The sequence below is a fragment of the Streptomyces sp. NPDC031379 genome, from assembly GCF_055569615.1.
The window spans coordinates 78,014-97,952 of sequence record NZ_JBVIIT010000031.1; the positions used below are offsets into that span (position 1 = coordinate 78,014).

20 protein-coding genes, 1 pseudogene and 1 riboswitch are annotated in these 19,939 nt (G+C 71.8%); of the genes and pseudogenes, 11 read left to right on the top strand and 10 right to left on the bottom strand.

Annotated elements, in window-relative coordinates; all coding sequences use genetic code 11:
- The first annotated feature begins 302 nt into the window (after positions 1–302).
- The 5 genes and pseudogenes from ACZ5CW_RS35270 to ACZ5CW_RS35290 form a co-directional block, all read left to right on the top strand.
- Positions 303–713: a VOC family protein gene (locus ACZ5CW_RS35270; RefSeq protein ID WP_468608784.1), complete on the top strand. Its 411-nt coding sequence runs from the start codon at positions 303–305 to the stop codon at positions 711–713.
- 84 nt (positions 714–797) lie between these two features.
- On the top strand, positions 798–1,205 hold the full coding sequence (locus tag ACZ5CW_RS35275; RefSeq protein ID WP_468608786.1) for a hypothetical protein: 408 nt from the start codon (positions 798–800) through the stop codon (positions 1,203–1,205).
- 14 nt (positions 1,206–1,219) lie between these two features.
- Complete coding sequence (locus ACZ5CW_RS35280) at positions 1,220–1,744, top strand: thiol-disulfide oxidoreductase DCC family protein (RefSeq protein ID WP_468608788.1); 525 nt, start codon at positions 1,220–1,222, stop codon at positions 1,742–1,744.
- Positions 1,745–1,755: 11 nt separating this feature from the next.
- Positions 1,756–2,493 (top strand): TetR/AcrR family transcriptional regulator, encoded by a 738-nt coding sequence (locus tag ACZ5CW_RS35285; RefSeq protein WP_468608790.1) that lies wholly within the window; start codon positions 1,756–1,758, stop codon positions 2,491–2,493.
- A gap of 24 nt (positions 2,494–2,517) precedes the next feature.
- Positions 2,518–2,826: pseudogene (locus tag ACZ5CW_RS35290) on the top strand (Uma2 family endonuclease); the annotation flags it as partial.
- Here ACZ5CW_RS35290 and ACZ5CW_RS35295 read toward each other — a convergent pair.
- From ACZ5CW_RS35295 to ACZ5CW_RS35305, 3 genes are all read right to left on the bottom strand, one after another.
- Entirely contained in the window at positions 2,827–4,371 is a 1,545-nt protein-coding gene (locus ACZ5CW_RS35295) for an ABC transporter substrate-binding protein (protein WP_468608792.1), read from the bottom strand.
- Positions 4,372–4,586: 215 nt separating this feature from the next.
- Complete coding sequence (locus ACZ5CW_RS35300; RefSeq protein ID WP_468608794.1) at positions 4,587–5,915, bottom strand: metallophosphoesterase; 1,329 nt, start codon at positions 5,913–5,915, stop codon at positions 4,587–4,589.
- A gap of 16 nt (positions 5,916–5,931) precedes the next feature.
- Entirely contained in the window at positions 5,932–6,171 is a 240-nt protein-coding gene (locus ACZ5CW_RS35305) for an SCO4848 family membrane protein (protein WP_468608796.1), read from the bottom strand.
- Positions 6,172–6,262: 91 nt separating this feature from the next.
- On the opposite strand from ACZ5CW_RS35305, the gene ACZ5CW_RS35310 reads away from it, so the two are divergent.
- Positions 6,263–7,510 carry a D-alanyl-D-alanine carboxypeptidase family protein gene (locus ACZ5CW_RS35310; protein ID WP_468608798.1) on the top strand — a complete coding sequence of 416 codons (1,248 nt, stop codon included), beginning with the start codon at positions 6,263–6,265 and terminating at the stop codon, positions 7,508–7,510.
- Here the strand turns inward: ACZ5CW_RS35310 and ACZ5CW_RS35315 are convergent.
- Positions 7,458–8,366, bottom strand: a complete 909-nt coding sequence (locus tag ACZ5CW_RS35315; protein ID WP_468608800.1) for a YihY/virulence factor BrkB family protein — start codon at positions 8,364–8,366, stop codon at positions 7,458–7,460. The genes ACZ5CW_RS35310 and ACZ5CW_RS35315 overlap by 53 nt on opposite strands.
- Before the next feature lie 143 nt (positions 8,367–8,509).
- Between ACZ5CW_RS35315 and ACZ5CW_RS35320 the strand changes: the two genes are divergently transcribed.
- Complete coding sequence (locus ACZ5CW_RS35320; RefSeq protein ID WP_468608802.1) at positions 8,510–9,880, top strand: FAD-binding oxidoreductase; 1,371 nt, start codon at positions 8,510–8,512, stop codon at positions 9,878–9,880.
- 1 nt (position 9,881) lies between these two features.
- Positions 9,882–10,637, top strand: coding sequence for a decaprenylphospho-beta-D-erythro-pentofuranosid-2-ulose 2-reductase (locus ACZ5CW_RS35325; protein WP_468608804.1), 756 nt, complete (start codon positions 9,882–9,884; stop codon positions 10,635–10,637).
- Positions 10,638–10,661: 24 nt separating this feature from the next.
- Here the strand turns inward: ACZ5CW_RS35325 and ACZ5CW_RS35330 are convergent, their stop codons facing one another.
- Together ACZ5CW_RS35330 and trpS are read right to left on the bottom strand one after the other, a co-directional pair.
- The gene (locus ACZ5CW_RS35330; protein ID WP_468608806.1) at positions 10,662–11,255 is read right to left on the bottom strand and encodes a 2'-5' RNA ligase family protein; all 594 of its coding nucleotides are present in this window, start codon (positions 11,253–11,255) and stop codon (positions 10,662–10,664) included.
- Positions 11,256–11,391: 136 nt separating this feature from the next.
- Positions 11,392–12,405: a tryptophan--tRNA ligase gene (trpS, locus tag ACZ5CW_RS35335; RefSeq protein ID WP_468608808.1), complete on the bottom strand. Its 1,014-nt coding sequence runs from the start codon at positions 12,403–12,405 to the stop codon at positions 11,392–11,394.
- Positions 12,406–12,655: 250 nt separating this feature from the next.
- On the opposite strand from trpS, the gene ACZ5CW_RS35340 reads away from it, so the two are divergent.
- Positions 12,656–12,940, top strand: coding sequence for a hypothetical protein (locus ACZ5CW_RS35340; protein ID WP_468608810.1), 285 nt, complete (start codon positions 12,656–12,658; stop codon positions 12,938–12,940).
- 35 nt (positions 12,941–12,975) lie between these two features.
- Here ACZ5CW_RS35340 and ACZ5CW_RS35345 read toward each other — a convergent pair whose 3' ends face one another.
- On the bottom strand, positions 12,976–14,427 hold the full coding sequence (locus tag ACZ5CW_RS35345; protein WP_468608811.1) for a glycine hydroxymethyltransferase: 1,452 nt from the start codon (positions 14,425–14,427) through the stop codon (positions 12,976–12,978).
- Positions 14,428–14,459: 32 nt separating this feature from the next.
- Positions 14,460–14,550, bottom strand: a riboswitch (ZMP/ZTP riboswitch).
- Between the two features lie 92 nt (positions 14,551–14,642).
- Between ACZ5CW_RS35345 and rocD the strand changes: the two genes are divergently transcribed.
- Positions 14,643–15,848, top strand: a complete 1,206-nt coding sequence (gene rocD, locus ACZ5CW_RS35350) for an ornithine--oxo-acid transaminase (protein ID WP_468608813.1) — start codon at positions 14,643–14,645, stop codon at positions 15,846–15,848.
- Here the strand turns inward: rocD and ACZ5CW_RS35355 are convergent.
- Positions 15,845–17,029 carry a glutathionylspermidine synthase family protein gene (locus ACZ5CW_RS35355; RefSeq protein WP_468608815.1) on the bottom strand — a complete coding sequence of 395 codons (1,185 nt, stop codon included), beginning with the start codon at positions 17,027–17,029 and terminating at the stop codon, positions 15,845–15,847. The genes rocD and ACZ5CW_RS35355 overlap by 4 nt on opposite strands.
- 14 nt (positions 17,030–17,043) lie before the next feature.
- Complete coding sequence (locus ACZ5CW_RS35360) at positions 17,044–17,409, bottom strand: hypothetical protein (protein ID WP_468608817.1); 366 nt, start codon at positions 17,407–17,409, stop codon at positions 17,044–17,046.
- A gap of 133 nt (positions 17,410–17,542) precedes the next feature.
- On the opposite strand from ACZ5CW_RS35360, the gene ACZ5CW_RS35365 reads away from it, so the two are divergent.
- Positions 17,543–18,400: a DMT family transporter gene (locus tag ACZ5CW_RS35365; protein WP_468608860.1), complete on the top strand. Its 858-nt coding sequence runs from the start codon at positions 17,543–17,545 to the stop codon at positions 18,398–18,400.
- 27 nt (positions 18,401–18,427) lie between these two features.
- Here the strand turns inward: ACZ5CW_RS35365 and pdxR are convergent, their stop codons facing one another.
- On the bottom strand, positions 18,428–19,918 hold the full coding sequence (gene pdxR, locus ACZ5CW_RS35370; RefSeq protein WP_468608819.1) for a MocR-like pyridoxine biosynthesis transcription factor PdxR: 1,491 nt from the start codon (positions 19,916–19,918) through the stop codon (positions 18,428–18,430).
- Between the last annotated feature and the right edge of the window lie 21 nt (positions 19,919–19,939).

The following is a 19,939-nucleotide window of genomic DNA, read 5'->3' on the forward strand; positions in this document are numbered from 1 at the left end:
CGGGTGCTGCTGCTCCCGCTCCACTACCCCGCGCCGGCGGATCTTTTTGACCACGTACACGTTCCCCAGGTCCATCACGCCGAGCACCACCCCCCCCCCCCCCCCCCCCACCCACACCCCCTCCCCCCCCCCCCCCCCCCCCCCCCCCTCCCCCCCCCCCCTCGCCGTCGGCTGAGACGTGCACGCGGCTCGACAGGGCCCCGCTTCCCGGTTCAGAACCGGGAAGCGGGGCTCTCGCGTGTGAGGGGGACATCGCGTGGGAAATCACCGGTTCTGTGGGATTTCAGCCCTATTGTTTCGATATGTCAGATGACCAGTCGTACGAGCTGCTCGGGTTCGACAACGTGCTGCTCCCTGTCGGCGACCTCGCCGAGGCCGTCGGGTTCTACGAGCGGGCCGGGTTCACGGTGGGGTTCCGGTTCGACGAGGCCGGGATCGCGCTGCTGAAGGTCGGCGGGGAGACGCCCGGCATCCTGCTGCGCGAAGAGGAGGCCCTGCGGCACCGGCCGCCCCCCTGGCCCTCGCCGCGCCTCTGGCTGGAGGTGCCGGACGCCCGGGTGGCGGCGCGCGAGCTGGCCGCCGCGGGCATCGAACCCCTGGACGAGCTGTTCCAGGGGGCCACCGGCTGGACCGTGGAGATCGCCGACCCCTGGGGGAACGTCCTCGGCCTCACCGACTACACCAAGCGCCCGGGATTGGGCCGAAGGGCCTGACCACCCTCGACTTGAACACGTTCAAAAACAGGTCTACAGTCACCCCTGTCAGCGTTTTGAACGCGTTCAAGAAGGGGTGGGGCCATGGACCGCACCGTCATCGCCTACGTCATCTACCTGGCCGTCAGCATCGCGCTGACCGTCTGGGTGGCCCGCACGCTCAGCCGCAACGGCCGGATCTTCCTCGCCGACGTCCTGCGCGGCAACGAGAAGCTCGCGGACGCCGTCAACCACCTCCTGGTGGTCGGCTTCTACCTGGTCAACCTCGGCTTCGTGGCGCTGTACCTGGGCGACGACGAGACCATCGAGGACACCCGCGGCATCTTCGAGGCCCTGTCGACCAAGCTGGGCGTGGTCCTGCTGGTGCTCGGCGTGATGCACCTGGGCAACGTGTACGTGCTCAACAAGATCCGCCGGCGCGGGGTCATGGAGCGGGAGCAGCAGCCCCCGGTCGCTCCGCAGGGGTGGATCGCCCCGACGGCCGGCGCCTGAGTGCCGCGGCCACGATGACCACCGTGACCACCACACAGGACCGGGGCGCGACGAGTACCCCGGTCCGCGGGCTGACCGTCCTGTACGACGCCGAGTGCGCCCTGTGCACCCACCTGCGCGGCTGGCTGGTCCGGCAGTCGCAGCTGGTACCGCTGGAAACGGTGCCGGCCGGCTCGGCCGAGGCGCGCGCCCGCTTCCCCGGCCTGGACCACGCCGCCACCCTCGACGAGGTCACCGTCGTCGGTGACTCCGGGCAGGTCTACCGGGGTTCCGCCGCCTGGATCGTCGTCCTGTGGGCCCTGCGGGAACACCGCCCGCTCGCCCACCGACTCTCCACTCCGGCCGGCATCCGGCTGGCCCGGGGTGCCGTACTGGCGGCGGCGAAATGGCGGGGCACGCGATGGCAGCCCCGGCAGGGGTCGAGCGAGCAGTGGGGAGGGCGGTCGTACCGGCGCGCGGACGGGTGGTCGTACCACCCGGAGACGGGGTGGACCCACCAGTCGCCGACCTGCTCCGACGGGGCCTGCGCGAGTCGTTAGGCTCTTCTACCGTGCCCGCGAAGAACGACGGCCCCGAGGCGGCCGGCCCCCAGAGCAAGTCCGAGCAGACCCGTGCGCTCATCCTGGAGACCGCGATGCGGTTGTTCCAGGAGCGCGGGTACGACAAGACCACCATGCGGGCCATCGCCAAGGAGGCCGGTGTCTCCGTAGGCAACGCCTACTACTACTTCGCGGGCAAGGAACACCTGATCCAGGGCTTCTACGACCGGATCGCCGCCGAGCACCAGTCGGCGGTCCGGGAGGTCCTGGACCGGGAGTCCGATCTGGAGGCGCGGCTCGCCGGCGTGCTGACCGCGTGGCTGGACATCGCCAAGCCGTACCACGAGTTCGCGGTGCAGTTCTTCAAGAACGCCGCCGACCCCGACAGCCCTCTCAGCCCCTTCTCCCCGGAGAGCGAGCACGCGCGCGAGCAGGCCATCAGCGTGCACCGGGAGGTCCTGGCCGGTTCGAAATCCAAGGTGGCGCCCGAACTCCGTGATGTCCTGCCGGAGTTGATGTGGCTCTCCCAGATGGGCCTGGTCCTGTACTGGGTCTTCGACCGTACGGAGGAGCGCGAGCGCAGCTACCGCCTTGCGCGGCGCGGTGCCCGGCTGACGGCGCGCGGGGTGTCCCTGGCCCGGTTCCGGGTCCTGCGCCCGCTCGTCCTGGAGATCCACGAACTGTTCACGGACTTCCTGCCGGGCATGACGAAGGCCCTGCCGGATCCGGGGCGCAAGCGGGGCGAGTGATCACTTTCGGGTGAAGGCGCGGCCCACCTCGTCGAGAACAACGCCTACGACCCGGTCTGCTTCCGTCTTGTCCTGGAAGTCACCTCCGGCAACTGGCGCGACGACCTGAAGACCAAGGTCGCCGCCTACGCGGAGGCGAAGGTTCCGGTCTACGTCGTCGTCGACCGCAAGCACCAGCGTCTGCACGTGCTCACCGAGCCGGCCGGGAGCACGTACCACAGTCACCGCGTGCACGCCCCCGGCGAGACCGTCACGCTCCCCGGTACGGTCGGCGCCGAGGTCACACTCGACGTGGAGCAGATCATCAAGTCCGGGCAGAAGAAGGCCGACTGATCAGATCCACCCCAGCCGCCACAGCCGGAACACGCCCGTGCCGTCCGTCAGGTACTGGCCGCCGCCCACGTCCTCGGTGCTGACCACGTACTCCTTGCGCTGCCACAGCGGGATCAGCGGCACGTCCTCGGCCACGTCGACCTGGATGTCGCGGAAGTCGTTCGCGGCACGGCTGCGGTCGGCGAACTGCTGGCTGTCCAGGACGAGATGGTCGACCAGCTTGTTGCTGTACCCGGTGCTCATCGTGGAGCCGGTGCCGACGAGCGGGGCGCCGAAGGTGTCCGGGTCGGGGTAGTCGGCCACCCAGCCGACGGCCCACGCGTCCATCTTCCCGGCGGCCCAGCGCTTCTGGAAGTCGGTCCATTCGTAGCCCTTGACGTCCACCTTGAACAGGCCGCCCACCTCGAGCTGCTTCTTCAGCGCCGCCGCCTCCTCCGCGCCCGCGCCCCGGCCGATGCCGTAGCCGAAGGTGAACCGCACCGGCAGGGTCACCCCGGCCTCGGTGAGCAGTTCGCGCGCCTTCTTGGTGCTCTGCGTCGGGTAGCTGTCGAAGAACGACGTGGTGTGGCCGATGATGCCGGTCGGGATCAGCGAGTACAGCGGGTCGACCGTGCCCTCGTAGACCGTCGCGGCCAGCTCCTCACGGTTGACCAGCCAGGCCATCGCGCGGCGCACCTTCACGTCGTGCAGCGGGGAGCCGGCACGGGTGTTGAAGTACAGGTTGCGGGTCTCGGAGCTGTCGGACTCGGTGACCCGCATCTTGGGGTCGCTCGGGTTCAGCTGCGAGAGCACGTCCGGCGGCAGGGTCCGGGTGGCGACGTCGATCTGCCGGGCCTTCCAGGCGCTGTCGAGCTTCTGCGAGTCGGTGTAGTACCGCAGCTCGATCGGGCGGCCGGTGCCGCTGAGGTAGCCCTTGTAGCGCGTGTTCGGCTCCAGTCCCGCCTTCTGGTCCTTGGTGTACGACGCGAGCGTGTACGGGCCGGTGCCGTCGACCGCGGAGCCGGTGCGCAGGGCGTCGGCGGGGTACTTGTCCTTGTCGACGATCGAACCGGCGCCGGTGGCGACCTTCAGCGGGAAGGTGGCGTCCGAGGACGACAGATGGAAGGTGACCGTCTTCGCGTTGTCGGCGGTCACCGAGCCGAGCGTGCCGAACAGGGACGCCGGGCCGACATCGGAATTGATCTTCTTCACCCGCTCGAAGGAGAACTTCACGTCCTCCGCGGTCATCGCGCGCCCGCTTGGGAAGGTGATCCCGTCGCGCAGCGTGCACCGGTACGTCTTCAGGCCGCCGCCCTCGAACGCGCAGCTCTTCGCCGCGTCCGGAACCGGCTCGACCCCGCCCGGCTCGAAGGTCAGCAGCGACTGGAAGACGTTGCTGAACAGCGCCCAGGAACCGGCGTCGTAGGCGCCGGCCGGGTCGAGGTCGGTGACGGCGTCCGTCGTCCCGACGGCGATGGTCTTGTTCTTGTCCTCCTGCGACGGCAGCAGCTGCCAGCCGCCGATCCCCACGACGGCGAGCACGAGCAACGTCACGAGAATCCGCATGCGAACAGATCGCATGGTGGTGCCCTCCCCAGGCCCCTTGAGGCCCTACCCCTGGCCAGCACGAATGCGCCACTCCCCTAAAGTGACGCGGCTCACCTAATCACACCTGTTTCACCCGGGGGAAGGGCTTTCTGACCGGATGGGCAAGAACTTACCGAGGCGTTGTTTCCGCCGGGTTTCACAGCGCCTTCACAGACACGGGGGGAGGGTTTCGGTCACGCGCGCGTGGCGGCCAGTTCGATCACCGTCACGTCCGACGGCGCCCCCACGCGCGTGGGCGGACCCCAGGCGCCCGCGCCCCGGCTGACGTAGAGCTGGGTGTCGCCGTAGCGGTCGAGACCGGCGACGGTCGGGTTGGCGGCGGCCGCGAGGAGACTGCCGGGCCAGAGCTGGCCGCCGTGGGTGTGACCGGAGAGCTGGAGGTCGACACCGTGCCGGACGGCCTCGTGGATCTGCGCCGGCTGGTGGGCGAGCAGCACGCACGCGCGTGCCGGGTCCCGGTCGGCGAGCGCCTTGTCGAAGTCCGGTCCCTGCCCCTCGCTCTCGCCCTGGAGGTCGTTCACCCCGGCCAGGTCGAGGTACGGCAGCTCCGTGCGGGCGTTCTCCAGCGGGTGCAGGCCGAGGGTGCGCACCTCCTCGACCCACTGCTCGGCACCGGAGAAGTACTCGTGGTTGCCGGTGACGAAGTAGGAGCCGTGCCGCGCGGTGAGGCGTGCCAGGGGCGCCGCGGCCGGGCCGAGGTCCTTGACGCTGCCGTCCACCAGGTCGCCGACGACCGCGATCAGGTCCGGCTGGGTCGCGTTCACGGTGTCGACGACCCGCTGCGCGAAGTCCCGGCCGAGGACGGGGCCGAGATGGATGTCGCTGACGACCGCGATCCTGAAACCGTGTGCGGCCCGCGGGAGTTTGGCCAACGGCACGGTGACGCGCTTGACCCGCGGTCCGCGCAGGACGCCGTAGGTGCCGTAGCCGACGGTCGCGACGGCGGTGGTGGCGGCGGCCCCGGCGACGACTCGGGAGACGAAGAGACGACGAGTCGGGTCCGGGGCCGGGTCGGCCGCCGGGGGCACCGGTGCCGGATCGGGCGTGCCCGGGGGCTCCGCGGGCTGGTCCCCCGGCCCTTGTCCGGCCGTCACGCGACTCGGTCCGCCGAGAGGTTGCCCCACGGGCTCCTGACTCGGCCGGTTCGAAGAGTGCCGCACGGGGTTCCCGTCCGGCCGGCCGCGCCGGTGAAGTGCGCGGCGCAGCAGCGGTCGTACCGCCTCTGACGCCACCACCGCCAGCAGCAGGTACAGGGCGAGGGCCATCCACAGGAACCCGGGCCAGGCCAGGGTGCGCTGGAGCCAGAAGGGTGCGCCGGAGCGTTCCGCGACCAGGGCGGCGACCATCAGGACCGGGCCGGCGACGAACACCGCCGTGCCGGCGCGGCGGGCCGGGCCCCGGCCGCGTGTGGTGTCGCGGACCAGACGCCGCCACACGTACCAGTGGAGAGCCGCCACGACGGCCAGGACGGCCAGGGCGACGAGCGCGAAGACGATGACCACCCCGACCGATCCCCCGTTATGACGTCCGGCGCAGTGCGCGCAGCCCGCGCAACCCGATGACCCCGATGACCGTCCCCAATACGAAGGAGACGACCGCCAGCAGCAGGTGCACCCAGAAGTACGCGGTCGGGTGGCCGTCGTCGAAGGCGAGCCCGCTGCTGTCCTTGACCAGGTTCTTGACGAAAGTGACCCAGATGACCCAGCTCCACACCCCGAAGGCGAGCAGGAACCAGGAGATCCGGCGGCTGAGCTTCATACCTCCAGTATCGCCGTCGGCTGTCCGGTCCCCTATCGGGGGTGGGGTGGGGGGCGGGACTTCGCCGTACGCGCCAGGTACGTTCTCGATCGTGTCTGCACCCAAGAAGACCGGCCGGCGATCATTGCTGGTCACCTCCGCCACACTGCTGTCCCTGTCCGTCACCGCGCCCGCCGCCCTCGCCGCCCCGTCCCCCTCGGCGAGTCCGACGGCCACGCCCCCGGCACAGATGTCCACCGTGGGCGGGGCCCGGCTCGGCCTGCCCGGCACCCAGGTCAACCTCGCGCCCGGCGTGCCCGTGCTGCCCAAGGACCTCACCGCCCGCTCGTGGATCGTCTCCGACGCCGAGTCCGGCCAGGTGCTGGCCGCGCACAACGCGCACTGGCGGCTTCCCCCGGCGAGCACCCTGAAGATGCTGTTCGCGGACACCGTGCTGCCCCGGTTCCCCAAGGGCACCCGGCACAAGGTGGTGCCGTCCGACCTCGCGGGCATGGGCGTCGGCTCCAGCGTGGTGGGGATAAAGGAGGGCAGCACCTACACCGTCCACGACCTGTGGCTCGGGGTCTTCCTGCGCTCGGGCAACGACGCCGTGCACGTGCTGTCCCAGATGAACGGCGGCATCGGGCGGACCGTCGAGGACATGCAGGCCCACGCCGAGGAACTGCAGGCCCTGGACACCCACGTGGTCTCCCCGGACGGCTACGACGAGCCGCGTCAGCTGTCGTCGGCGTACGACCTGACGCTGTTCGCCCGTTCCGGACTGCAGAAGAAGGACTTCCGCGACTACTGCTCGACGGTGCGGGCGACGTTCGGCTCGGGTGAGATCCAGAACACCAACCGGCTGCTGAGCGGCGACACCGATGTGCCCGTCTACCAGGGCATCGCGGGCGTGAAGAACGGCAACACCACCCATGCGGGCGCCACCTTCACCGGGGTCGCCGAGCGGGGCGGCAAGGTGCTGCTCGTCACGGTGATGAACCCGGAGAAGCGCGAGCACAACGAGGTCTACAAGGAGACCGCGAAGCTGTTCGACTGGGGCTTCCAGGCGGTCGGCAAGGTCAGCCCGGTGGGCGAGCTGGTGCCGCCGAAGAGTGCCGCGACGAACACCGCCCAGCCGACCCCCGGCGCCACCGCCGGGCAGACGGCCCAGGGGACCGGCGACTCCGGCTCCGGCTCCGGCTCCGAGCCGGTGGCGAGCGCCACCGCCGAGTCCGGTTCCGGCGTCGGTACCGCCCTGGCCATCGCGGGTGGAGTGCTGGTGCTGCTCTCGGGCGGCGTGTTCCTGATCAACCGGCGGTGGCCGCTGCCGGACCTGATGCGCCGTCGGACGCGTCCCTGAGTTCGGTCTCCTTGCTCTGCGTCGCCGTCCAGGAGGCGCAGAACAGCACGATCTTCGCCGTGAAGTTGATCCACAGCAGCAGCGCCACGGGGACCCCGAAGGCGCCGTACATGCTCTTCGTGGCGACCCCCTGGATATAGCCGCTGAGCAGCAGTTTCAGCAGTTCGAAGCCGATCGCGCCGAGCAGTGCGGCCACCAGCAGGCGGCGGCGCTGCGGCTCGACCCCGGGCAGCAGGGTCAGGACGTAGAGCAGGACGAGGAAGTCGGCGAGCACGGCGACGGCGAACGCCGCGACCTGCAGCAGCAGGCTGCCCCAGCTGTGCTCCTGCAGGCCGATCTCCCTCGACACCCGGCCGACCGCCGCCGAGGCGAGCGTGGACGCGGCGAGCGTGATCAGGAGGGCGCCGCCGAGGCCAAGGAGGATGCCGGCGTCCTTGGCCTTGGTCAGGACCGGGTTCTCCTCGCGGTCGGGCAGCTCCCAGACGGCACGCAGGCAGTCCCGCACCTGGCCGACCCAGCCGATGCCCGTGAACAGCAGCACGGCGCCCGCGATGACGCCGACGGTGCCGGCGTTGGCGGCCAGGGAGCCGATGTCCAACTGCTGGGAGAGGCCCGGGAACTGGTCGGCGATCCTGTGCTCGACGGTCTTCTGCTGGGAGGGGCTCAGCGTGGCGGCGGTGATCGCGGCGGCCACGGTCAGCAGCGGGAACAGCGCGACGAAGCTGACGAAGGTCATGGCGGCGGCCAGCCGGGTCCACTTCACCCGGTCCAGCCGCTCGTAGCACCGCCACGCGTGCGTGACCATCAGCCGCGTGACGATCGGCCCGACGCCGGGCAGTCTCTTCAGCCAGTCCATGATCCGTCCCTGCCCTCGCGACCCCTCTCCACACCGCTGAAATGACGTCATTATCAGGGGACATCCCATTAATCACCCGTTTTCAGGAGGTAACGGGATGTTTTCTAACTAATCACCCGCATATGGGCGATACGGTCACCGGCATGTCTGGAGACACCGTTCCCGTCACCGGCTGGGGCCGCACCGCCCCCACCGCCGCCCGCCTGATCCGCCCGCGCAGCTACGAGGAGGCCGCGGCGGCCGTCCGCGACTGCGGGGCACGCGGCGCCGTCCCCCGGGGCCTCGGGCGGGCGCACGGGGACGCCGCGCAGAACGCCGGGGGCGCCGTCCTCGACATGACCGGCCTCGACCGCATCCACGTGATCGACGCCGGCGAGGGCATCGTGCTGTGCGACGCCGGTGTCACCCTGCACCGGCTGACGACCGTGCTGCTCCCGCTCGGCTGGTTCGTGCCGGTCGCCCCCGGCACCCGCAAGGTGACCGTCGGCGGGGCGATCGGCGCCGACCTCCACGGCCCGAACCACCACGTCTCCGGGTCCTTCTCCCGCCATGTGCTGTCCCTGGAGCTGCTCACCGCCGACGGCGAGGTCCGCACGGTCGGCCCCGGCACCGAGCTGTTCGAGGCGACCGCCGGCGGCATGGGCCTGACCGGCATCGTCCTGACGGCCACGGTCCGGCTGCTTCCGGTGGAGACGGCGTACCTGACGGTCGCCACCGAACGCGCCGCCGACCTCGACGACCTGCTGGCCCGCCTGACCGCCGACGACCACCGTCACCGCTACTCGGTCGCCAGGATCGACCTGCTGGCCCGTGGCGCGGCGACCGGCCGCGCCGTCCTCACCCGCGGCGACCACACCCCCCTCGACGCCCTCGGCAGGCGCACGCGCGCGTGGCGGCACCCGCTGTCCTTCCGTCCGCGCCGGCACCCGCCCGCCCCCGCACTCGTCCCCGACGGCCTGCTGGGCAGCGGCGCCGCCGGGCTCGTCGACGAACTCCGGTACCGCACGGCGCCACGCGCGCGTACCGGCGAGATCCAGCGCCTGTCCACCTTCTTCCACCCCCTCGACGGCGTTCCCCCCTGGAACCGCCTCTACGGCCGCGGTGGCGTCGTGCGGTACCAGTTCGTCGTCGGCCACGGCCAGGAGGAGGCGCTGCACCGCATCGTGCGGCGCGTCGCCGGACGCCGCCGGCCGTCCTTCCCGGCCGTCCTCAAGCGCTTCGGGGACGCCGACCCCGGCTGGCTCTCCTTCCCCGTGCCCGGCTGGGCGCTCACCCTGGGCTTCCCGGCCGCGCTGCCCGGGCTCGCCGCCTTCCTCGACGAACTCGACGAGGAGGTCGCCGCGGCCGGCGGGCGGGTCTGCCTGGCCGAGGACTCCCGGCTGCGGCCCGACCTGCTCGCCGCCATGTATCCACGCGTGGCCGAGTTCCGGGCCCTGCGCGCGCGGCTCGACCCGCGCGGCGTGTTCGTCTCGGACCTCGCCCGCCGACTCCGTCTCCAGACCTCCAGGAGCTGACGTGAAGGACGCCTTCGGCCACCCCCAGTCCCTGCTCGTCCTCGGCGGCACGTCCGAGATCGCGCTGGCCACCGCGCGCCGTCTGATCGCCCGCCGCGCCCGTACGGTGTGGCTGGCGGGCCGCCCCTCACCCGCCCTGGAACAGGCCGCCGAGGGCCTGCGCGCGCTCGGTGCGGACGTCCGCACCGTCGCCTTCGACGCCCTCGACCCCGAGTCCCACGAGACGGTCCTCGGCAAGGTCTTCGCCGAGGGCGACATCGACCTGGTGCTGCTGGCCTTCGGCGTCTTCGGCGACCAGGCCCACGACGAACGCGACCCGGTGGGCGCCGTGCGGGTGGCCGGGACCAACTACACCGGAGCCGTCTCCGCCGGCCTGGTCGGTGCCCGCGCCCTGCAGGCCCAGGGCCACGGCTCCCTGGTGGTCCTCTCCTCCGTCGCCGGCGAACGGGCCCGCCGCGCCGACTTCATCTACGGCTCCAGCAAGGCCGGCCTCGACGCCTTCGCGCAGGGCCTCGGCGACGCCCTGCACGGCACCGGCGTGCACGTCATGGTCGTACGCCCCGGAACCGTCCGTGCGGGGACGACGGCAGGCCGGTGGCAGACCCCGCTCGCCACCACCCCGGAGGCGGTCGCCACGGCGATCGAACTGGGCCTGCGCCGCCGCTCCGAGACGGTGTGGGTACCCGGCACCCTCCGTCTGGTGATGTCGGCCCTGCGGCACGCACCACGGTCGGTGTTCCGCCGCCTGCCGCTCTGACCGGGCAGACGGGAACACTCGTGATCAATACACCTGGTGGCCGGCGGTCGTCCCGCGTTCCACGGCCGCGTGGCCGGCCTGCGGCGGCACCACGGATCCCCCGAACGTGTACTCCCGCAGCTTGCGCCACACCCCGTCGGCACCCTGCTCGTAGAGCGCGAACCCGGTGCACGGCCACTCGGCGTCGAAGCCCGCCAGCTCCTCGAAGGCACGGTCCATCGCCGCGTCGTCGATGCCGTGCGCCACGGTGACGTGCGGGTGGTAGGGGAACTGCAGTTCGCGTGCCAACGGCCCGGAGGCGTCGCGCACCCGCTGCTGCAGCCAGGCGCAGTCCTCGGCACCCTGGACGACCCGGACGTAGACCACCGGTGACAGCGGCCGGAAGGTACCGGTGCCCGACAGCCGCATCGGGAACGGCCGGCCGGCGCCCGCGACCTGGGTGAGGTGCGCCTCGACGGCCGCCAGCCCGGCCTCGTCGACCTCGGTCGGCGGGAGCAGCGTGACGTGCGTGGGGATGCCGTGAGCCGCGGCGTCGCCGAAGCCCGCGCGCCGCTCCTGGAGCAGGCTGCCGTGAGGCTCCGGGACCGCGATCGACACGCCGATCGTTACGGTCCCCACGTCGTCTCCTGTCGTCGCGTCTGTTGTGTTCTCAGTCGTCCGGCTATCGACTGTACGGCCATGACTGTCCTGTGGGCAGGCGCAGCGGAAGTGATGTGCAGCGCTCTGCCCGCGGACATGTGTGCGGTCGTACGCCTCAGTGCTTCGCGGGCAGGAAGCCCACTCGCTCGTACGCCTGCGAGAGCGTCTCCGCGGCGACCGCGCGGGCCTTCTCCGCGCCCTTGGCCAGGATCGAGTCGAGGGTCTCGGCGTCGTCCAGGTACTGCTGGGTGCGCTCGCGGAACGGCGTCACGAACTCGACCATGGCCTCGGCGAGGTCGGTCTTGAGCGCGCCGTAGCCCTTGCCCTCGTACTTCGCCTCCAGGTCGGCGATGCCCTCCCCGGTGAGCGTCGAGTAGATGGTGAGCAGGTTGCTCACGCCCGGCTTCTGCTCGGCGTCGAAGCGGATCACGGTGTCCGTGTCCGTGACCGCGCTCTTGACCTTCTTCGCCGTCGTCTTCGGCTCGTCGAGGAGGTTGATGAGGCCCTTCGGCGTGGACGCCGACTTGCTCATCTTGATCGACGGGTCCTGCAGGTCGTAGATCTTCGCCGTCTCCTTGAGGATGTACGGCTTCGGGACGGTGAAGGTCTGGCCGAAGCGGCCGTTGAACCGCTCGGCGAGGTCGCGGGTCAGCTCGATGTGCTGGCGCTGGTCCTCGCCGACCGGCACCTCGTTGGCCTGGTACAGCAGGATGTCGGCGACCTGAAGGATCGGGTACGTGAACAGGCCGACGGAGGCCCGGTCGGCGCCCTGCTTGGCGGACTTGTCCTTGAACTGGGTCATGCGGGAGGCCTCGCCGAAGCCGGTGAGGCAGTTCATGACCCAGGCGAGCTGGGCGTGCTCCGGGACATGGCTCTGCACGAAGAGGGTGCAGCGGTCCGGGTCGAGACCGGCGGCCAGCAGCTGGGCGGCGGCGAGCCGGGTGTTGGCGCGCAGCTCCGCCGGGTCCTGCGGGATCGTGATCGCGTGCAGGTCGACGACCATGTAGAACGCGTCGTGGGACTCCTGCAGCGCCACCCACTGGCGGACGGCACCGAGGTAGTTGCCGAGGTGGAACGAGCCGGCGGTGGGCTGGATACCGGAGAGCACGCGGGGTCGGTCAGAGGCCATGTTCACCATTCTCTCAGGTGTCGAGGGTCGCTCCGGAACTGGTCGGAAACAGGTGGGAACCGAATCGACTCGCGCGGTGTAACAACGGTGTGAGGCCGCGGGAGGGTGACGTGGTGCAGCAGGTCTGTATTTCTCCGACAAGGACTACGACCGGCTGCGGCGGCTGCTCGGCCCGGAGAACACGGGCTCGCGGAGCGCTCCGCCGGAGGCGGACCTGGCCGACGCCCGGCGGATCAACGTCACGTGGCTGGTGCACGACATAGCGCCATGGCGGGTGGACCGGGTCTTCCCCGTGGACACGCGGCCGCGCGACGTCTGGATCCACACGGCCGCCCAGCTGCCGGATTCCCCGAACGGCCACTGGCACCGCGCCGAGCATCCCGGTGAACTGCGTTCCCTGCTCACGAAGTCGGGGGTGATGGGCCGCGTTCCCTCGGCCGGCTCCGGCTATACGGGCATCTTCCCGGCGCGATACGCCGCGCGGCGGCTCGGCGCAGTGCCGGGCCGCCGCGACGGGAGCCTCGTCAGGAGCTGATCGACCGGTGAGCGGCCGGTGAGCCCCGGGATGCGTCAGCCGAGGTCGATCTCCGGGTAGAGCGGGAAGCCGGCCACGAGGTCGGTCGCCCGGCGGGAGATCTCGTCCGCGATCTTGGGGTCGAGGACGTGCTGGGCCTTGGAGGGGGCGCCCTTGCTGGTGGTGCCCGGCTCGGTGGTGGTGAGGACGCGGTCGATGAGGCCGGCGACCTCGTCCATCTCGGCGGTGCCGAGGCCACGGGTGGTCAGGGCGGGGGTGCCGATGCGGATGCCGGACGTGTACCAGGCGCCGTTGGGGTCGGCGGGAATGGCGTTGCGGTTCGTCACGATGCCGGACTCCAGCAGGGCGGCCTCGGCCTGGCGACCGGTGAGACCGTAGGAGGTGGTGACGTCGATCAGGTTGAGGTGGTTGTCCGTGCCGCCCGTGACCAGGGTGGCGCCCCGGCGCGTCAGGCCTTCGGCGAGGGCGCGGGAGTTGTCGACGATGCGCTGGGCGTAGTCCTGGAAGGCGGGCTGCCTGGCCTCGGCGAGGGCGACGGCCTTGGCTGCCATGACGTGCGGGAGCGGGCCGCCGAGGACCATCGGGCAGCCGCGGTCGACCTGGTCCTTGAGGGAGTCGTCGCACAGGACCATGCCGCCGCGCGGGCCGCGCAGCGACTTGTGGGTGGTGGTGGTGACGATCTGGGCGTGCGGGACCGGGTCGAAGTCGCCGGTGAGGACCTTGCCGGCGACGAGACCCGCGAAGTGGGCCATGTCGACCATCAGGGTCGCCCCGACCTCGTCGGCGATCTCGCGCATGATCCGGAAGTTCACGAGACGGGGGTAGGCCGAGTAGCCGGCGACGATGATCAGCGGCTTGAACTCGCGGGCCTGGGCGCGCAGGGCCTCGTAGTCGATGAGACCGGTGGCCGGGTCCGTGCCGTAGGAGCGCTGGTCGAACATCTTGCCGGAGATGTTCGGGCGGAAGCCGTGGGTGAGGTGGCCGCCGGCGTCCAGGGACATGCCGAGCATCCGCTGGTTGCCGAAGGCCTGGCGCAGTTCGGCCCAGTCGGCCTCGGACAGGTCGTTGACCTGGCGGACGCCGGACTTCTCCAGGAAGGGGGCCTCGACACGGTCGGCGAGGACGGCCCAGAAGGCGACCAGGTTGGCGTCGATGCCGGAGTGCGGCTGGACGTAGGCGTGGCGGGCGCCGAAGAGTTCGCGGGCGTGTTCGGCGGCCAGGGACTCCACGGTGTCGACGTTGCGGCAGCCGGCGTAGAAGCGGCGGCCGACGGTGCCCTCGGCGTACTTGTCGCTGAACCAGTTGCCCATCGCCAGGAGGGTGGCCGGAGAGGCGTAGTTCTCGGAGGCGATCAGCTTGAGCATCTCGCGCTGGTCGGTGACCTCCTGGCCGATGGCGTCGGCGACACGCGGCTCGACGGCGCGGATGACGTCGAGGGCGGCACGGAAGGCGGTGGACTCGGTGGAGAGGGGCTGCTGCTCTGGCATGGGGACCTCCGGACGGTGTACGGGCAGCGTTCACGTTCGGCCCAGGCGCACGGCACTGTTTTACCGCTCGGGCCGCTCCCCGATGGTCCGTCCCATCCCAGCGCGCCAGTCACGGCCCGCTCGTCAGCCTACCGGGCGCGCCGGTGGGGGAAGGTCCCGCGTCCACCATGCGAGCGAGCGTAAGAAGGAGGTGACCTTCGTACCCGGGAGAGGCCGTGACCACTGCTGAGGACCTGATCGCCGCCGCCGACGCGCACTGTGCGCCCACCTACGATCCGCTGCCGGTCGTGGTGGCCACGGCGGAGGGGGCGTGGATGACGGATGTGACGGGACGCCGGTATCTGGATCTGCTGGCCGGGTATTCGGCGCTGAACTTCGGGCACGGCAACCCGCGGCTGGTCGAGGCGGCGAAAGCGCAGCTCGAGCGGGTGACGCTGACGTCCCGGGCCTTCCACCACGACCGGTTCGCGGCGTTCTGCACGCAGCTTGCGGAGCTGTGCGGGATGGAGATGGTGCTGCCGGCGAACACCGGGGTGGAGGCGGTGGAGAGCGCGGTGAAGACGGCCCGGAAGTGGGGGTACCGGGTGAAGGGGGTGCCCTCGGAGATGGCGAAGATCGTGGTCGCGGGCGGCAACTTCCACGGGCGGACGACGACCGTGATCAGCTTCTCGACCGATCCGGAGGCCCGGGCGGACTTCGGGCCGTACACGCCGGGGTTCGAGATCGTGCCGTACGGGGACCTGACGGCGATGCGCTCGGCGCTGACGGAGAACACGGTGGCGGTGCTGCTGGAGCCGATCCAGGGCGAGTCCGGGGTGATCGTGCCGCCGGCCGGCTATCTGGCGGGGGTGCGGGAACTGACCCGCGAACGGAACGTGTTGTTCGTCGCCGACGAGATCCAGTCGGGTCTCTGCCGGACCGGGCGGACCTTCGCGTGCGAGCACGAGGGGGTGGTGCCGGACGTGTATGTGCTGGGCAAGGCGCTGGGCGGCGGGATCGTGCCGGTGTCGGCGGTGGTGTCGAGCGCTCGGGTGCTCGGTGTGTTCGGGCCGGGTGAGCACGGGTCGACGTTCGGCGGGAACCCGCTCGCCTGTGCGGTGGCGCTGGAGGTGATCGCGATGGTGCGGACGGGTGAGTACCAGGCGCGGGCGGCCGAGCTGGGCGAGCGGATGCACCGGGAGCTGAGGACGCTGCTCGGCACGGGTGCGGTGACGGCGGTACGGGGGCGGGGGCTGTGGGCGGGCGTGGACATCGCTCCGGCGCACGGCACCGGGCGGCACGTGGCGGAGCGGCTGATGGACCAGGGTGTCCTGGTGAAGGAGACCCACGGCGCCACGATCCGGCTCGCGCCGCCGCTGGTGATCGGCGAGGAGGACCTCGACTGGGGGCTCGGCCGGCTCTCGGCCGTACTGGGCGGTTAGCGGATGACGTGCGGCAGGAAGCGGGCGTACTCGTCGGTGATCAGGCCCGAGGACTCGCGGATGCCGAGCCCGGCGGACTCGTCGCGGACGACCCAGGCGCCGAGGACGACGTGGTTGCCGTCGAAGGCGGGCAGCGGGGCGAGCTGCTGGTAGCAGCAGGGCTCGTCGCGGATCACCGGCGGCTCGCCGGGGGTGTGGACGGTGACGCCCTCGCCCTCGCGGCCGAGCAGGGGCTTGGCGACGTAGCCCGGGGACTGCGCCAGTTCGCGGGGGCCGTCGAGGTAGGCGGGCAGCAGGTGGGGGTGGCCGGGGTACAGCTCCCAGAGGACCGCCAGCAGTGCCTTGTTGCTGAGCAGCATCTTCCAGGCGGGTTCGATCCACAGGGTGCTGCCGGTGCCGCCGCCGTTGTCGAGGGTGTCCAGGACGTGCGCGCCGAAGGCGTCGGTGGTGAGCCACTCCCAGGGGTAGAGCTTGAAGATGCCGCGGATGAAGCGGAGCTGGTTGTCGACGAAGCGGCCGGAGAGGGTGTCCCAGCCGATCTCCTCCATGGAGAGCCAGTCGGTGGTGAGGCCGGCCTGTTCGGCGGTCTCCTTCAGGTAGGCGACCGTCATCAGGTCCTCGCCGAGTTCGTCGGCCGAGGAGTGCGCGAAGTGCAGCGGGCTGCCGGGAGGCAGCAGGGCGGACTGCGCGCGCCAGGCGTCGACCAGGCGTTCGTGCAGGGAGTTCCACTGGTCGGCGCCGGGGAAGCGGTCCTCCATCCAGAACCACTGGGGCGAGGCGGCCTCGACCAGCGAGGTCGGGGTGTCGGCGTTGTACTCCAGCAGCTTGGCCGGGCCGGTGCCGTCGTAGCGGAGGTCGAAGCGGCCGTAGAGGGAGGGGAGTTCGGCACGGCGGTGCCAGGCCTCGGTGACCGCGGCGGCCACGCGCGGGTCGGTGATGCCGAGATCGGCGAGGCGGTCCTCGGCCACGATGTGCTCGGCGGCCGCGAGGCACATGCGGTGCAGTTCCTCGACGGTCTCCTCCAGCGCCTCGACCTCGTCGAGGGTGAAGACGTAGTAGGCGCTCTCGTCCCAGTAGGGGCGCAGGGAGCCGTCGGGGTGGCGGGTGAGCGGGTAGACGAGCCCCTGCTCCTCGACGGTCTGCTGCCAGCCGGGGCGGGGGGTGATCGTTCGGCGTTCCATGCGTGGGTGTCCGGTCAGCCGCCGGAGCTGCCCTTGCCGCCGCCGAAGCCGCCGCGGTGGACTCCGTCGCCGCCGTGGCTGCCGCCCGAGGAGCCGCCGGAGCCCTTGCCGGGCTTGGAGAAGGAACCGCCGCTCACCCAGGAACTCTTCTTCTTGCCGCCGTAGTACCAGGCGCCGTTCGAAAAGGTCTTGGTGGACTTGCAGTTCTTGTCGGAGACGACCTTGTAGCCCTTGCCGTAGGTGTAGCTGTCGCGGTCCACGCAGCGCTTGTCCGGGTCGGACGAGCAGGCGGTCAGGGCGGCGGCCAGCAGGCCCATGCCGCCGAGGACGACCGTGCCGGAGCGGAGCCGCTTGTGCGCCTGTGGCCGTGCGGTGGTCATGTCTTCGTGTCTCCCCCGGGTATGGACTGGCCGATTCTGTTCGCTGCCGGGCCAGCCTAGAGATCGGTGAGAACGGCCGTACAGGGGGCCCTGGGCTTTGCCGCTCCCCTAGAGTCCCTATGTGTTGTTTGGAATGGTGTGCGCCCTCGGTGCGGCGGTCTGCTTCGGCACCGCGACGGTGTTGCAGGCGATGGCCGCGCGTGCGGCGGGCGCGGAGGGGGGCGGCGGGGACGCGGCGCTGTTGCTGCGGGCGCTGCGGCAGTGGCGGTACATCGCCGGGCTGGCGTTGGACGGGCTGGGTTTCCTGCTGCAGATCGCGGCGCTGCGTTCGGTGCCGATCTATGCGGTGGGCGCGGCGCTGGCGGCGAGCCTCGCGGTGACGGCCGTGGTGGCGGCGCGGCTGCTGCGGGTGCGGCTGAGCGGGGTGGAGTGGGCCGCCGTGGGGGTGGTGTGCGCGGGTCTGGCGATGCTCGGGCTGGCCTCGGGCACCGAGGGCGAACGCGTGGGGCCGGACTGGCTGAAGTACGCGATGGTGGCGGTGGCGGTGGGCGTGCTGCTGCTCGGCGCGGTCGGCGGGCGCCTGTCCGGGCGCACCCGCGCGTTGCTGCTCGGGCTCGGCGCCGGGTTGGGGTTCGGGGTGGTGGAGGTGGCGGTACGGCTCATCGACTCGCTGCGGCCGGCCGAGCTGCTGGCCAATCCGGCGACGTATGCCCTGCTGCTCGGCGGGGGTGCCGCGTTCCTGCTGCTCACCTCGGCCCTGCAGCGCGGCTCGGTGACGACGGCGACGGCCGGGATGGTGATCGGGGAGACGCTCGGCCCGGCGGCGGTCGGTGTGGTGTGGCTCGGCGACCGCACGAGGGAGGGCCTGGCCTGGCTGGCGGTGCTGGGCTTCGCGGTGGCGGTGGCGGGGGCGCTGGCGCTGGCGAGGTTCGGTGAGGCGCCGGCGCAGGAGCCGGAGACGAGCCCGTTGGCGCGGACGCGGGCGCCCTGATCACGTGGCGCGCTCGAGCGGCCCCCGTCACGGCAGTGCCCTGCACAGCGCCTCCAGCGTTCCCGCCCACGCGCTGTCCGGTGGTGTCCCGTATCCCACGACCAGCGCGTCCAGCGGCTCGGTGTCGGCCTGCGGGTGCCGGTGGAAGGAGAGGCCGTGCAGCGCCAGCCCCTGCCAGAGGGCGGCCTGGACCACCGACTGTTCCGTGCCGGGCGGCAGGCGCAGCACCGCGTGCAGCCCGGCCGCGATCCCGGTCACCCGTACCTCGGGCGCGCGGTCGGCCACGGCCGCGGCGAGGGCGTCACGGCGGCGCCGGTAGCGCAGCCGGGCCGAGCGGACGTGCCGGTCGTACGCGCCGGAGGTGATGAACTCGGCGAGCGTGAGCTGTTCCATCACGCCCACCGTGTCGACGCGGCCCTTCGCCGCGGCCACCTCCTGCGCCAGGGACGGCGGCAGCACCATCCAGCCCAGCCGCAGTCCGGGCGCGAGGGACTTGCTGGCGGTGCCGAAGTAGACGACGTGCTCGGGGTCGAGGCCCTGGAGCGCGCCGACGGGCTGGCGGTCGTAGCGGAACTCGCCGTCGTAGTCGTCCTCCAGGACCAGTCCGCCGGTGCGCCGCGCCCAGTCCACGACGGCGGCGCGCCGGTCCGGGTGCAGGGGCAGGCCCATGGGGAACTGGTGGGCGGGGGTCAGCAGAACCGCTCCCGCCTCGCCCGCATCCCGTGTGTCGGTGCCGATGTGGTCGTACGGGAGCGCGGGTGTCGTGAGGCCGGCGTCCCGTAGCAGCCGCCAGTACACGTCGAGGCCGTACGACTCGACGGCCACCGTCCGTACTCCGCGCGCCCGCAGCACCCTGCCGAGGATGCCCAGGGCGTGCGAGAAGCCCGCGGTGATCAGCACGGTCTCCGGGGTGGCGCGGACGCCCCGGGCGCGGGCGAGGTAACCGGCGAGGGCGGTGCGCAGTTCGACGGAGCCGCGCGGGTCGCCGTAGCCGAGGGCGTGGAAGGGCGCGGTGGCCAGCGCGCGGCGGGCGGCCTTGAGCCACTCGGTGCGCGGGAAGGCGGCGAGGTCGGGGATGCCGGGGACGAGGCTGTAGGCCGGGCGGCCGGGTTCCCGGCGGCGGGGTGCGGCCGGGCCCGGACCGGTCGGCGGGACGGCCCTTTCCCGGCGCCCGGACGGCGGGACGGCCCTCCCCCGCTGCCCGGACGGTGGGACCACGGCCCTCCCCCGCTGCCCGGACGAGGCGGGCGGTGCCACCGTCGCCACCCGGGTGCCCGAGCCCTGCCGGGCGGTGAGCCAGCCCTCGGCGACCAGGTCGGCGTAGGCCTCGGCGACGGTGTTGCGGGCGATGCCGAGGTCGGCGGCGAGGGAACGGGAGGAGGGCAGCCGGGTGTCGGGGGCCAGGCGCCCCGTGCGGACGGCGTCCCGCAGGGCGTCGGTCAGCCCCCGGCGCAGACCGCCCGAGCCGGTCGGTTCGAGGTGCAGGTCGACGCCCAAAGTGGCCCAGGATCTCGCCATGGAAATGGACCATACTCCTGG

Bases quoted from the DNA above. Each gene is read 5' to 3' on its own strand.
- ACZ5CW_RS35270 (WP_468608784.1), top strand. From the start codon at position 303: ATGTCAGATGACCAGTCGTACGAGCTGCTCGGGTTCGACAACGTGCTG.
- ACZ5CW_RS35275 (WP_468608786.1), top strand. From the start codon at position 798: ATGGACCGCACCGTCATCGCCTACGTCATCTACCTGGCCGTCAGCATC.
- ACZ5CW_RS35280 (WP_468608788.1), top strand. From the start codon at position 1,220: ATGACCACCGTGACCACCACACAGGACCGGGGCGCGACGAGTACCCCG.
- ACZ5CW_RS35295 (WP_468608792.1), bottom strand. From the start codon at position 4,371: ATGCGGATTCTCGTGACGTTGCTCGTGCTCGCCGTCGTGGGGATCGGC.
- ACZ5CW_RS35305 (WP_468608796.1), bottom strand. From the start codon at position 6,171: ATGAAGCTCAGCCGCCGGATCTCCTGGTTCCTGCTCGCCTTCGGGGTG.
- ACZ5CW_RS35315 (WP_468608800.1), bottom strand. From the start codon at position 8,366: ATGGACTGGCTGAAGAGACTGCCCGGCGTCGGGCCGATCGTCACGCGG.
- ACZ5CW_RS35320 (WP_468608802.1), top strand. From the start codon at position 8,510: ATGTCTGGAGACACCGTTCCCGTCACCGGCTGGGGCCGCACCGCCCCC.
- trpS (WP_468608808.1), bottom strand. From the start codon at position 12,405: ATGGCCTCTGACCGACCCCGCGTGCTCTCCGGTATCCAGCCCACCGCC.
- ACZ5CW_RS35345 (WP_468608811.1), bottom strand. From the start codon at position 14,427: ATGCCAGAGCAGCAGCCCCTCTCCACCGAGTCCACCGCCTTCCGTGCC.
- ACZ5CW_RS35355 (WP_468608815.1), bottom strand. From the start codon at position 17,029: ATGGAACGCCGAACGATCACCCCCCGCCCCGGCTGGCAGCAGACCGTC.
- ACZ5CW_RS35360 (WP_468608817.1), bottom strand. From the start codon at position 17,409: ATGACCACCGCACGGCCACAGGCGCACAAGCGGCTCCGCTCCGGCACG.
- ACZ5CW_RS35365 (WP_468608860.1), top strand. From the start codon at position 17,543: ATGGTGTGCGCCCTCGGTGCGGCGGTCTGCTTCGGCACCGCGACGGTG.
- pdxR (WP_468608819.1), bottom strand. From the start codon at position 19,918: ATGGCGAGATCCTGGGCCACTTTGGGCGTCGACCTGCACCTCGAACCG.